Genomic DNA, 12477 nt, shown 5'->3' on the forward strand with positions numbered 1-12477 from the left:
CTGTTGCAATATATCGTATGAAAAAAGCACTTGTTTTATTTTATTTTCTTGTTTTTTATGCCACCTCCCAATTGATCTGGTGGGGTGTTATGCTTGCTCGGTTTCAACCACAAAGGAAATCGATGATTATCGGTGAAGGTATATTTTTTTTACTGATCTTTCTTTGGGGCGCTTTACGTTTAAAAAAGCTTTTTGTTCGTGAACAAAAATTACAACAACAGCAACAAAACTTTTTATTGGCCATAACTCATGAATTAAAATCTCCGCTAGCTTCGGTCAAATTATATATTCAAACAATTTTGAAAAGAGATTTGGATAAGGAACAGCAACAAGTTTTTTTAAGGAATTCTTTGAAGGATATTGAGCGATTGGATGATTTGGTGGAAAATGTATTAATCACCACTAAGCTTGAAAGCCGCAATTATAATCTTCCGAAGGAAAAGTTTAATCTCACCGAATTAGTAGAACAAATTGTGGACCGCCTTCAAAAGAATGCTTGTAGAACGCAAGTGTTGAAACCTAATTTGGATTCGGATGTTATGATCTACGCTGATAAGTTTGCAATAAGTAATGTCGTGACTAATTTGATCGAGAATGCAATAAAATACTCTCCACCATGTGCAAATGTTGTGGTTAAATTAACAAATGAAGAGCATGGAATAATTTTTTCTGTTGCTGATCATGGAATTGGTATCAGTGATGTGGAGAAAAAACTTATCTTTAATAAATTTTATCGTGTGGGAAGTGAAGCGACACGTAAAACTAAAGGTACCGGTTTGGGGTTGTATATAGTGAAGACGGTCTTGCAAAAGCATAACGCGTCTATTAAGGTAAAAGATAACACTCCTTCGGGGAGTATTTTTGAAGTAACATTTGATAAAAATGCAAAGTAAACAACGCATACTGCTCGTAGAAGATGAAGAACACTTGTTAGAGGCTATCAAGTTAAATTTGGAGTTAGAAGGTTACCGTGTAACAACAGCTACAGACGGTAAAAAGGCTTTGAAAATATTCAAGGAAGAACGTTTTAATTTGATCATTCTGGATGTCATGATTCCTGAGATTGATGGATTCCAGGTTGCCGAAACTATTCGACTACAAAATACGGAAGTTCCTATTATGTTTTTAACTGCTAAAAACAGTAGTGAAGATCGTATCACTGGTCTTAAAAAAGGTGCAGATGATTATTTAATCAAACCTTTCAATTTGGAAGAACTTATCCTTAGGGTAGGTAATTTGGTGCGAAGAAGTTTAAAACCTGATGATCTGAAAGAATTAAACTCTTATCAAATTGGTGATAAAACAATTTATTTTAATTCATATGAATTGCATCATGCAGATGGTACTATTACTTCTTTAACAAAGAAAGAAACCATGTTGTTGAAGCTATTGATTGAACGCCGAAATGAAGCTGTTTCTCGCGAACAAATATTGGAAACAGTATGGAATTATGATGTTTATCCTTCAACTCGTACGATTGATAATTTCATCTTGACTTTCCGTAAATATTTTGAACCTGATCAAAAACACCCAATTTATTTCCATTCTATTCGTGGTGTTGGATATAAATTCACGGATAATAATGCATAACGTTTTATGATGACATTTAAGGCTCGTGTAGCTGTTATTATCATTGCATTATTGTTAATTGGATATGGCGTTTATGCTGGACATTATCAAACTTCGATCCTGATTGCAGGTGGTGTTTGTTATCTGGTGTGGAGTCATTTGCGCGAGAGCTCAGTAGCTATGGCTAGTGATTCATTTCATAAGCAGGACTATGCTAAGGCAAAAGTTTTACTGGCTGAAGTGAAAAATCCTGATCGCTTGAGGAAAGGACGTCGTAATATTTATGAATATATGATGGGTACGATTTCACTTCATGAGGATCGCATTGATGAAGCTGAATACCATTTCCAATTAGCATCAAGATTACCGTGGAAAAAAGATAATGAAAAAGGGATGGTCTTAATCAATTTATCGAATATCAGTTTAAGAAAAGAAGAGTATGAACGTGCTCAAGCTTATATTGATGTGGCGAAGAAATTGAATTTAACAGAACGTCAAGCCAGTATAATTGGCAAAATACAAAACGAAATTTCAAAACATATATAGTGATTACTACTTTACAAAACGATTTATTGATTAGAGCTGCACTTTCGCAGCAAACAGAACGCCCGCCTGTATGGATGATGCGTCAAGCTGGAAGATTTATGCCTGAGTACTGGGCAATAAAAAATAAATATTCCTTTTTGGAAATGTGCAAAACTCCGGAGATTGCTGCAGATGTTACCATGTTGCCAGTTGACTTACTAGGTATAGATGCCGCAATTTTGTTTTCTGACATTTTGGTTACAGCAGAAGCAATGGGTGGAGATTTAAGTTTTGAACAAGGAGTAGGTCCGCGTTTCGCTAATCCAGTGCGTTCTTTTGCTGATGCAGATAAATTAGCTACTGATTGTTTGCCTAAATTGGAATATGTAGCTGATGCTATTAAAGTAATTCAACAGCGTTTGAATGGTAGTATTCCTTTAATTGGTTTTGCAGGTGCACCATTTACAATTTTAAGTTATTTAGTTGAAGGAGCTTCTTCAAAAGATTTTAAGTTGACCAAATTGATGTTGAATAATGAACCAAAATTGGCTCATACTATTCTTCAAAAGATAGCTGATGTAACCGTCGAGTATTTAAACATGCAAATTGCTGCTGGTGTTAATGCTGTTCAGTTATTTGATAGCTGGGCATTAGCTTTATCTTGGAATGATTACAAAGAGTTTGCTCATTATTATAATAATCAAATCATCTCTCGTTTGAATCGAAAAGATGTTCCAGTAATTTCTTTCTGTAAAGGATCTTCTGTGTTTGCCCCAATAATGGCAGAAGCAAAACCGGATGTGATATCTGTCGATTGGAATGCAGATTTAAAAAATATCAAACAATCGTTACCTGCGGGAATTGCTGTTCAAGGTAATTTGGATCCATTTGTATTGTATGCTGATAAAAAAGTAATCAAAGATAAGATCCTTCAATTATTTGAACGTATGCGTGGTGAAAATGGATTTATTTTCAACTTAGGACATGGTATTATGCCTGATATCCCTTTTGACAATGTGAAATACGCAATTGAAGTTGTTAAAGAATTTAAATATTAACAAGTATCAGTTTAATAAACAAAACAAGGAACAAATATTTGTTCCTTGTTTTGTTTGTAGTAAATAAGTTCTTCTCAATAACTCAATATTCAATTATCTTTGTATTCATACTTTTAGGATTATGATTTATCTTTACGCTAAAGCGATACATATCATATTTGTCATTTGTTGGATGGCGGGATTATTTTATATGCCCCGACTATTCATCTATCATACAGAGGCAAAAGATCAATCTAAAGAGGCATATACCGTTTTACACAAGCAGTTTTCAATCATGGAGAACCGATTGTGGTGGGTAATAACTACTCCTGCCATGTACATTACAGTTTTTTCGGCTTTAGTAATGCTGTATGTTAATCCATCATTATTACAAATGGGGTGGATGCATGTCAAGTTGCTATTTGTGGCAGCTATGATTGCTTACCATTTTATCAGTCAACGGATGATGTTTAATCTTAGAGATGAAAAATCAACGCTTAGTTCCTCAAAACTTAGAATGTGGAATGAAGTATCTACTGTACTGTTATTTTCCATTGTCTTTACCGTTGTTTTAAAATCTGCATTGAACTGGATCTATGGCGTTGTCGGTCTGCTATCACTGGCGATTATATTAATGATATTAATCAAAGCTTATAAAAAATATAGAACTTCAAGAGAAGGCAAATAATGGTTTTTTAATTTCTAAAAAATCGGGATCATTCCAAACTAATTATTACTATTAAATTCGGTTATCTAGACTAGCAGATGTTGATCTGATCTTTACGGGATAACTATTGACAATAAATAATAGTGTACATTTGCAGTAAATAAAACATTTTATGTCATTTGAGTCTTTAGGTTTATCACACAATATTATTAGTTCTGTCAAGCAATTAGGTTATCTGAAACCTTTTCCTATTCAAGAACAAGCTATTCCAGTTATCTTATCGGGCAAAGATCTGATGGGTATTGCGCAAACAGGCTCTGGGAAAACTGCATGTTTTGTGATGCCTATATTAGAGAAGTTACAAATTGATGTTGTTAAAAGAGATCGAAATATTGAAGTACTTGTACTTGTTCCTACCCGAGAATTAGCCATTCAGATTGATGAAGTTTTTAGAGCCTTTACTGGTAATCTAAAGCGAGAGATAAAAACTATGGCGGTATATGGTGGTGTATCTATTAATCCACAAATGAAAGGTATGCTTGGGGTAGAAGTTTTAACAGCAACTCCAGGCCGCTTATTGGACTTAATTAAGAACAAGGCGCTGAGCATTAGTCATATTCAACATTTGGTTATTGATGAGGCTGATAAGTTATTTCAAATGGGTTTTGAAGATGAGCTCAGAGAACTTTTGGCTTTAATGCCTAAGAAGAAACAAATTACCTTGTTTTCTGCAACATTAAATGATAAAATAACTGAAATAAATAATCTTCTTTCAATCAAGCCTGTTGTTGTAGAGATTGAAAGTGAAGAAGCCAATATTGATCAGATAGAACAGATCGCTTACCATGTAACTGCGGAGACTAAAGGTCCATTTTTGCGTTATCTTATCAAAGAGCAAAAGATGAACCAAGTACTTGTATTTGTATCTTCTACACGTACGGCAGATAAATTGGCAGATAAATTATTGAAAAATAAAATTAGAGCAATTTCTATCCACGGTCAGAAATCGCAAAGTAATAGAAAGGATCATCTCGATTATTTTAAAAAAGGAGATGCACAGGTTTTGGTAGCTACAGATCTGATCGGCCGTGGTATTCATATCGATTCTCTACCAGTCGTTATTAATTTTGAATTACCTCGTTCTCCGTTAGATTATGTTCATCGTATAGGAAGAACTGGTCGTGCAAATAATTTAGGAACTGCTATTACCTTATTAACAGATGAGGAGTTGCATCATTTTTCTGTTATTCAGAGGAAAATGGGCAAAAAGGTCGATATTAAACCAACAGATGAAGTAAATCTGCACGGTTATTAATTTAATTTATTAGCCCGCTTTTTTAGCGGGCTATTTGTTTAATGTGCAATTTCTGTGAAGACAAACTTGACACTATCATAGTTGATTGCAACATCTGGAGAGTAACTGGGAATATCCAGGAATCTTACTATCGCTCCATTTCCTAATCGTAGCATTTTTCCATCCTGCAGTAGTGCAAATGGTGTTCTTTTTTTTACTCCTCCACTATGTGGCATATAAAAATAGTCTCCAATTAATGTGTCTCCCTTTATATTTCCTCTAATTTCTCCGGAGTCTTTACCGCTATTACCATATTGGATCGTATAGTGTCCGTAAAAATGGTTTTCATTTTTAGTAAGCTGAAGGTATGCTGTATCTCTTTTTGAAACTGCCCGATAATGTTTAGCAGGAAAATTGACCGCACTAGGCTGGCAACTTAAAGTGAATAATATTGTTATTAGGTAACAATATGTTTTTATGGAGTGAAAAATGCTCGGAAAAAAGGCTAGCATAGATTAAATCTGTTTTTTTGATAATCAAGGTTACTTATGCTTTATCGGAAATATAACATGAAACGGGATCTTGTATTTCTTCAATGAGTTCTTTATCCATGTACTTATATTCATCAGGTATTTCTAGTATTACGATTTCTATATTACTACATTCATTTGGAAATTGCTGTATTATTTTCTCTTTGTGATGATTTTCCATGACAAATACGATATCTGCCCAGTTTAGATGTTTGGCATTCACTTTAATTCTTGCATTATTTTCTGTACCAGCAGATTTAACGCGAACAGTTTTATGTTTTTTATAAATTGTTTCTGCAGTTAAGCTTCTCCAGCGGTTGCGGCTGCAAATAAATAATATGTTAAGCATGATTATAGGTGAATTATATGGAAAGAGGAAGAAGATAGATTATAGATCAGCATGCTATTGATAATATTTTTTCTCATTTAAATCATAACCGTCTTAATCAGTGTTGGTTCTTCTTGTAAAAATACGCCATATTTTGGTCCAAAATCTTTGATATAGGGTTGGGCATTATGGGCATCAAGACCTGCTTGATCTTTCCAAATTTCATAAAATGTGAATACATTCGGGTCTTCTATGCCTTGATGTAAATTATACAGTTCGGCGGCTGGTTCAAGTCGTGTTAAACGAACCATTTCCTGCAGTGTCTTTTTTACTTGGTCGCGATATGCTTCTTTTGTTCTTAGTACAACAGTAAGGTAAATTTTCATTTATAATTATTTATGGATTAGATTTTATTAAGCTTGTTTTATTATATCCAATTGGATTTAGGGATATAACATTTTTTCTAAAGTATGATTTTTCAATGAAATTTCATTCATCAATGTTTTCAATACGATCAATAAGCTCTTAAAATTGGTCTTTATGAAGTCCTTACTTTATTATATCTGAGGAATTAATGTATTAAGATTTATTTCTACTTATAGATGAGATTAGTAATCATGCGATATTATTTGTCATGATTGTACCTGAATTGTTATCTAAATTTTAAATGTTGTTGTTGTATTTTTTTGAAATAATGTATAATATTACATTTAATCTTCCGATAGTCTTTATTACTATTTACAATGAATAAACATTATTTAATAAAGTTCAATAATGTTTTTACGGAAGATTTTTAGAAAAATAAATTATGAAGAAATTAAAATTTTTAGTAGCTGTCCTTTTGATGGCAGGATCTAGTCTTACTGGATTCGACAGTGTTGCTCAAACATTGAAAAAGAAAGATATTGGCTTGCAATTGTATTCTGTTCGAAGTTTGATTAAAAATGATGCAGATTACTTTCCTGTATTGAAAAAATTGTCGGCCATGGGATATACGGCAGTTGAAGCCGCAGGATTTAGCGACGGGAAATTTTATAATAACTCTCCACAGGATTTTAAGAGTAAAGTTGAGAAGGCGGGAATGAAAGTTGTTTCATCCCATGCCACTAGAAATCTTTCCAATGAAGAATTAGCTTCTGGAGATTTTTCAAAAGCATTGGAATGGTGGAGTAAAGCGATAGAGGCACATAAGGCGGCTGGTATGCAATATATTGTTACTCCATGGATGGAAGTTCCAAAAACAATTAAAGATCTAGACACGCAATGTAAATATCTAAATGAGGTTGGTAAATTATGTCGTCAAAATGGTCTTAAGTATGGCTATCACAATCATGCTCATGAGTTTCAGAAAGTGGAAGATAAAGTTATCATGTTGGACTATATGATTGAACATACAAATCCGCAAGATGTATTTTTTGAAATGGATGTTTATTGGACAGTTATTGGTAGATCTAGCCCTGTAGATTATTTTAATAAATATCCAGGAAGATTTACTGCTCTTCATATCAAAGATCGCCGTGAAATTGGTCAAAGTGGTATGGTTGGATTTGATGCAATCTTTAAGAATGCTAAAACTGCAGGAGTGAAGCATATATTTGTTGAACTCGAAGAGGTTTCTGTTGATTTGGAAAAAGGCTTGAAAGAAAGTATCGATTATCTTTTAGCCGCACCATATGTGCAAGCTAGCTACGCTAAATAGTATATCAGGTCTACTGAATTATAAAAAAGAAAAGCACGAGTCATTTTGATTCGTGCTTTTCTTTTTTAATTTATTTGCATGTTAATGTCCTTCTTATTATTCAGCGATGCAAAGATATTTTATTTCCATGTATTCATCCAATCCATGTTTGGATCCTTCTCTACCGACTCCTGATTCTTTAACTCCTCCAAATGGTGCCGCAGCATTTGAAATTAATCCGGTATTAATACCGACCATTCCTGCTTCTAATTGTTCGGCAACACGAAAACAGCGGCTGATGTTTTGACTGTAGAAGTATGAGGCTAGACCAAATGGTGTGTTATTGGCTAATTGAATAACGGACTCTTCTGTGGTGAATTTAAATAGGGCGCATATGGGGCCAAAGGTTTCTTCTTGTGCTATAAGTGCATCATGAGGTAAATCTGTAAGTACTGTAGGTTCAAAGAAAAGTCCAGTTAAAGGGTTGCCTCCTGTTGTAATTTTTGCGCCATGCTTTAGGGCATCTGAAATGTGCTGTTTTACCTTTTCTAAACCTTTTTCATTAATTAGTGGGCCGACTTGTACGTCTTTATCCAGTCCATTACCTACTTTCAATTCTTTCACTGCTGCTGTAAGTTTTTCAGCAAAAGCATGATATACTGTTTCCTGAATATAGAACCTATTAATGGATACACAGGTCTGGCCTGAATTACGAAACTTACCTGCAATTGCTCCTTTTACCGCTGCATCTATATCTGCATCATCAAAAACAATGAATGGCGCATTGCCCCCTAACTCCATAGATATTTTTTTGATATTAGAGGCGGCTTGAATTGTTAATGTTTTTCCTACTTCGGTTGAACCTGTAAATGAGAGTTTTCGTATGGTCGTGTTGGTCGCTAGTTCTTTGCCAAAACCAGAACTGTCTTTACTTGTTACCACATTAAATACACCTTTAGGAATACCTGCTTCTTCGGCTAATTTTGCCAATGCAATTGCTGAGAACGGGGTTTGTGAAGCGGGCTTTAAAATAATAGTACATCCTGCCGCTAGCGCCGGTGCTACTTTACGTGTTACCATCGCTAAAGGAAAATTCCAGGGTGTAATGGCAGCTACAACACCTATGCCTTGCTTTATGGTCATCATTCGATTTCCATTTTGAGCAATTGGTATTGTTTCTCCATAAGCACGTTTTCCTTCTTCGGCAAACCATTCGACAAAAGAATTACCATAGTCAACTTCAGTTAAGGATTCCTTTAACGGTTTTCCACTTTCTAGCGTTATAATTTCAGCTAGATCGACTTTATTTTTTAGGATTAATTCGTACCATTTTCTAACAAGGTTGCATCGGTCCACTGCAGCTGTTTTACGCCAGGTCACCCAAGCTTTTTCTGCTGCGGTTATTGCTTTTTTACATGAAGCGATTTCTAAATCTGGAACGGTGTCTATAAGATTTCCTGTGGCAGGATTGATAACATCGAATGTCTTTGTGTGGGAAATGAATTTTCCATTTATATATGCTTGATTAAGCAATAAGGGATTTTTCATAGCTTTTATATTTATGTGATGAATTTTTTGCGGTTTTGTTCTGTTGGTATTTCGCATTGATCTATTTTACCAAACCAGCGATACCTATTTTTCGCGATATAATCATAACAACTGTCTCGCCAGGAAGTTGGTATCAACCTGAAAATAGCAAGGATTTTAAAGGGGTATCCTAAATCCATTGCGATATATAATGCCGCAGTACTTTTTACTAAAACCTTTTGATTTCTAACGTATACAATGGAGTCTGTATTTGACGGCAGACCGATGATAAAATCCTGTGCAATTTTCGACTGTAGGGAAGCAAATCTAAACTGATCTTTTTTGTCTTTCTTGATGATAAAATTGACTGTATTGTTGCAAAAATTGCAGACCCCATCAAATAAAATAAGCTGTTTAATAGCTGCTTTCATCAATTGAAATTATAAATAAAAAGGGAGAACTTCCGAACTCCCTTTTACAAGTATGATTAAAGATTCTTCATAATGGTATGTCCCATTCGATCTCTTTTAGTTTTTAAATATTGCTCGTTATAAGGATTTGATTTGATTTCTATAGCAACATTATCCACGATTTCTAATCCATAACCTACTAATCCAGCTCTTTTTGCAGGATTGTTAGACATTAAACGCATTTTTGTTACTCCTAGATTGCGTAAGATTTGTGCTCCGATTCCATAATCGCGTAAATCGGCTTTGAAACCTAATTGTGTATTAGCATCAACAGTATCAACTCCATTTTCTTGCAGTTTATAGGCTTGTAATTTATTAACAAGGCCTATTCCACGACCTTCTTGATTCATATACACAATAACCCCTTTACCTTCTTTTTGGATCATTTCCATTGCTTTGTGTAACTGTGGACCACAGTCACAACGGCATGAGCCAAAGATGTCACCTGTAAGACAAGAGCTATGTACGCGTACTAGAATTGGTTCATCTTCTGTCCATTCCCCTTTATAAAGCGCGAGATGATGTTCTCCTGTATCTTTTTGGGTGTAAGCTTTCAATTTGAAATCACCAAATGCTGTTGGCATATCCACTTGAACTTCTTCGACGATAAGTGAATCATGTTTAAGACGATATTCGATTAGGTCTTCAATACTTACAATTTTTAAATCAAAGCGCTTTGCTACTTCCATTAATTCCGGAAGTCTAGCCATTTCACCATCTTCTTTTAAAATTTCGACCAATACACCTGCAGGTTCGAAACCAGCAAGGCGAGCTAGATCTACAGTAGCTTCTGTGTGTCCTGTACGACGTAAAACACCACCATCTTTTGCAATTAGTGGAAAAATATGTCCTGGACGGCCAAGCTCAACAGGGTCAATATTAGGATCAATAAGTGCTTTGATCGTTTTTGAACGATCTGATGCAGAAATTCCTGTTGTACAACCGTAACCTTGTAAGTCAACTGAAACAGTGAAGTTAGTCTCATAAACAGCGGTATTTTTACCTACCATTAATTCTAAATTCAATTCATCACAACGCTCTTTTGTTAAAGGTGCACAGACTAACCCTCTTCCGTGAGTTGCCATGAAGTTGATCACTTCCGGTGTTGCATTTCTGGCTGCTGTAACAAAATCACCTTCATTTTCGCGGTCTTCATCATCCACTACGATGATCACTTTGCCAGCTTTTATATCTTCGATTGCTTCTTCAATCGTGTTTAATTTGAAATCCATTGATATCTTAAATGTATTTATACAAAGGTAGTGTAGTATTCTCTTTTAATTATAATGTGCAAGTCAAAATGAGCTTATTATTGCAATTTTGCCTTCTTTTTACCAATCTTACTTTTAATCCAATTCAATCCAGCTTCAGCTTTTATTTTGTACTGATCAATATCAAATAAGGCCGAGTCAGTGGTTGATTTATACGTTAAAAATCCAGCTAATGGCGATAATATGATAATGGCCATCCACATCCCTAAAATAGGTGAAATTGCACCATCCTTTGCTGATTTCTCTGCTACGGTAGAAATAATGTGGTAAATAAGAAAGAATATAATAGCCATGATAACAGGTAGACCAAGTCCACCTTTACGAATAATAGCTCCTAAAGGCGCACCAATAGCAAATAATAAAAGACATGAGACAGCTAATGTAAATTTCCGATGAAACTCAATGCGGTACCGGATGTCTTTGCCATTTAAATCTTTGTAATCAGGTAATTTGTTACTCAAATCGTCTTTCATGTAGTTTAACTGACTCAACGCATTTCCTGTAATTTGTGCACGCTGTTCGGGAAGAACAAGATCTTCTAATAAATTATTAAACGGTTTTACCGAAGCAGGTTTTATCTTTTTGCCCCCTTCTTGGGTATTAAAATATGGAGAATATAGATTAAAACGATTATCTACAGTCAGCGAGAGAGAGTGCTTAAGACTGTCTAATTTCATTTTATTAGAATCGGTATACACTTTTAACTGTTTTAAGTTTAACATGGCGTGATGGCTCTTAAACAAATTTTCATCTGTTCGCTGCATCTTATTCCATTCCATATCAAATTTTTGCTCAGTTTCTTTAAATTTAAATCTCGTGAACTGCTGACGGGGATCGTAGCTTTTAGAACTTTTTACGCGTGCATCTTCATAGCGAATACCGTCTTTAAGTTTTAAGATCATATAGCTATTATCAGGAGAATTATAAATAAATCCTTCTTTAGCGATTAAAACCGTATTGCCAGCATTTCCACCTTGATTATCGTAAATCATCAAATCGTACAGGATTGTACCATTTTCATTTTTACCTTTTGCTCGTATTGAATAACCTGGAATAGTATTATTGAAAATACCAGGTTTTATTAAAAAATCAGCTTTTTTATTACGGACATCATATAATAATGACCCCATCTTTAAATTTACGATAGGTAAAATGTAATCCGAAAAGAGAAATGAGCTTAAACTGAAAAAACCTACTAAAATGAATAAAGGAGTCATGGCTCTTCTGAGTGAAACTCCTGCTGCTTTGATGGCAACTAGTTCGTAACTCTCTCCAAGATTACCAAAAGTCATAATGGATGACAATAACATAGAAAGCGGCATAGCCATAGAGATCTGAACCGCACATTGATAGCCGATTAGTTTCAGTATGACATACCATTCAAAACCTTTACCTATTAAATCATCTATGTATTTAAATAAGAAAAGCATTAAAAGCACAAACATCACAATACAAAAAGTGACGAAAAATGGCTTTATAAAGGATTTAAGAATAAGTAAATAAATCTTTTTCATCCGATCATATGTTCCTTTCTAAAGCTATGTTTTTTTTGAAGCTTTAGAGATCTATTTAATAGACCTT

Annotated in this window: 14 protein-coding genes; 7 read left to right on the forward strand and 7 right to left on the reverse strand. The window is 34.5% G+C overall.

The annotated features are described in order from the left end of the window. Nucleotides 1-17: 17 nt before the first annotated feature. From WH188_RS06165 to WH188_RS06190, 6 genes are all read left to right on the forward strand, one after another. Complete coding sequence (locus tag WH188_RS06165; protein ID WP_132770986.1) at nt 18-893, forward strand: sensor histidine kinase; 876 nt, start codon at nt 18-20, stop codon at nt 891-893. Further along, nucleotides 883-1590: a response regulator transcription factor gene (locus WH188_RS06170; RefSeq protein ID WP_021189964.1), complete on the forward strand. Its 708-nt coding sequence runs from the start codon at nt 883-885 to the stop codon at nt 1588-1590. Before WH188_RS06165 ends, WH188_RS06170 begins: the two co-directional genes overlap by 11 nt. Before the next feature lie 6 nt (nt 1591-1596). After that, nucleotides 1597-2115, forward strand: a complete 519-nt coding sequence (locus WH188_RS06175; protein ID WP_231577776.1) for a hypothetical protein — start codon at nt 1597-1599, stop codon at nt 2113-2115. Continuing rightward, nucleotides 2115-3152, forward strand: coding sequence for a uroporphyrinogen decarboxylase (hemE, locus tag WH188_RS06180; protein ID WP_132843008.1), 1038 nt, complete (start codon nt 2115-2117; stop codon nt 3150-3152). The genes WH188_RS06175 and hemE overlap by 1 nt, the downstream gene beginning before the upstream one ends. Before the next feature lie 121 nt (nt 3153-3273). Continuing rightward, nucleotides 3274-3819 (forward strand): CopD family protein, encoded by a 546-nt coding sequence (locus WH188_RS06185; RefSeq protein ID WP_339423538.1) that lies wholly within the window; start codon nt 3274-3276, stop codon nt 3817-3819. A gap of 151 nt (nt 3820-3970) precedes the next feature. Next, complete coding sequence (locus WH188_RS06190) at nt 3971-5113, forward strand: DEAD/DEAH box helicase (RefSeq protein ID WP_339423539.1); 1143 nt, start codon at nt 3971-3973, stop codon at nt 5111-5113. A gap of 38 nt (nt 5114-5151) precedes the next feature. Here WH188_RS06190 and WH188_RS06195 read toward each other — a convergent pair whose 3' ends face one another. The 3 genes from WH188_RS06195 to WH188_RS06205 form a co-directional block, all read right to left on the reverse strand. After that, nucleotides 5152-5604, reverse strand: coding sequence for a hypothetical protein (locus WH188_RS06195; RefSeq protein WP_339423540.1), 453 nt, complete (start codon nt 5602-5604; stop codon nt 5152-5154). 34 nt (nt 5605-5638) lie between these two features. Then, entirely contained in the window at nt 5639-5971 is a 333-nt protein-coding gene (locus WH188_RS06200) for a low molecular weight protein tyrosine phosphatase family protein (RefSeq protein ID WP_339423541.1), read from the reverse strand. Between the two features lie 77 nt (nt 5972-6048). Further along, nucleotides 6049-6336 (reverse strand): putative quinol monooxygenase, encoded by a 288-nt coding sequence (locus WH188_RS06205; RefSeq protein WP_132843000.1) that lies wholly within the window; start codon nt 6334-6336, stop codon nt 6049-6051. A gap of 422 nt (nt 6337-6758) precedes the next feature. Between WH188_RS06205 and WH188_RS06210 the strand changes: the two genes are divergently transcribed. After that, complete coding sequence (locus WH188_RS06210; protein ID WP_132842998.1) at nt 6759-7649, forward strand: sugar phosphate isomerase/epimerase family protein; 891 nt, start codon at nt 6759-6761, stop codon at nt 7647-7649. A 96-nt stretch (nt 7650-7745) separates the two neighbouring features. Here the strand turns inward: WH188_RS06210 and WH188_RS06215 are convergent, their stop codons facing one another. The 4 genes from WH188_RS06215 to WH188_RS06230 form a co-directional block, all read right to left on the reverse strand. Continuing rightward, nucleotides 7746-9176 (reverse strand): NAD-dependent succinate-semialdehyde dehydrogenase, encoded by a 1431-nt coding sequence (locus tag WH188_RS06215; RefSeq protein ID WP_339423544.1) that lies wholly within the window; start codon nt 9174-9176, stop codon nt 7746-7748. Between the two features lie 11 nt (nt 9177-9187). Further along, nucleotides 9188-9586 carry a thiol-disulfide oxidoreductase DCC family protein gene (locus WH188_RS06220; protein WP_339423545.1) on the reverse strand — a complete coding sequence of 133 codons (399 nt, stop codon included), beginning with the start codon at nt 9584-9586 and terminating at the stop codon, nt 9188-9190. A 56-nt stretch (nt 9587-9642) separates the two neighbouring features. Further along, on the reverse strand, nt 9643-10857 hold the full coding sequence (locus WH188_RS06225; RefSeq protein WP_021192116.1) for a bifunctional 3,4-dihydroxy-2-butanone-4-phosphate synthase/GTP cyclohydrolase II: 1215 nt from the start codon (nt 10855-10857) through the stop codon (nt 9643-9645). A gap of 77 nt (nt 10858-10934) precedes the next feature. Beyond that, nucleotides 10935-12410 (reverse strand): LptF/LptG family permease, encoded by a 1476-nt coding sequence (locus WH188_RS06230; RefSeq protein WP_031289548.1) that lies wholly within the window; start codon nt 12408-12410, stop codon nt 10935-10937. Nucleotides 12411-12477 lie beyond the last annotated feature (67 nt).

Origin of the sequence: Sphingobacterium sp. MYb388 (assembly GCF_037479535.1) — a bacterium.
GTDB lineage: Bacteria > Bacteroidota > Bacteroidia > Sphingobacteriales > Sphingobacteriaceae > Sphingobacterium > Sphingobacterium anhuiense.

Bases quoted from the DNA above. Each gene is read 5' to 3' on its own strand.
- WH188_RS06165 (WP_132770986.1), top strand. From the start codon at position 18: ATGAAAAAAGCACTTGTTTTATTTTATTTTCTTGTTTTTTATGCCACC.
- WH188_RS06170 (WP_021189964.1), top strand. From the start codon at position 883: ATGCAAAGTAAACAACGCATACTGCTCGTAGAAGATGAAGAACACTTG.
- WH188_RS06175 (WP_231577776.1), top strand. From the start codon at position 1,597: ATGATGACATTTAAGGCTCGTGTAGCTGTTATTATCATTGCATTATTG.
- WH188_RS06185 (WP_339423538.1), top strand. From the start codon at position 3,274: ATGATTTATCTTTACGCTAAAGCGATACATATCATATTTGTCATTTGT.
- WH188_RS06190 (WP_339423539.1), top strand. From the start codon at position 3,971: ATGTCATTTGAGTCTTTAGGTTTATCACACAATATTATTAGTTCTGTC.
- WH188_RS06195 (WP_339423540.1), bottom strand. From the start codon at position 5,604: ATGCTAGCCTTTTTTCCGAGCATTTTTCACTCCATAAAAACATATTGT.
- WH188_RS06200 (WP_339423541.1), bottom strand. From the start codon at position 5,971: ATGCTTAACATATTATTTATTTGCAGCCGCAACCGCTGGAGAAGCTTA.
- WH188_RS06205 (WP_132843000.1), bottom strand. From the start codon at position 6,336: ATGAAAATTTACCTTACTGTTGTACTAAGAACAAAAGAAGCATATCGC.
- WH188_RS06210 (WP_132842998.1), top strand. From the start codon at position 6,759: ATGAAGAAATTAAAATTTTTAGTAGCTGTCCTTTTGATGGCAGGATCT.
- WH188_RS06215 (WP_339423544.1), bottom strand. From the start codon at position 9,176: ATGAAAAATCCCTTATTGCTTAATCAAGCATATATAAATGGAAAATTC.
- WH188_RS06220 (WP_339423545.1), bottom strand. From the start codon at position 9,586: ATGAAAGCAGCTATTAAACAGCTTATTTTATTTGATGGGGTCTGCAAT.
- WH188_RS06225 (WP_021192116.1), bottom strand. From the start codon at position 10,857: ATGGATTTCAAATTAAACACGATTGAAGAAGCAATCGAAGATATAAAA.
- WH188_RS06230 (WP_031289548.1), bottom strand. From the start codon at position 12,410: ATGAAAAAGATTTATTTACTTATTCTTAAATCCTTTATAAAGCCATTT.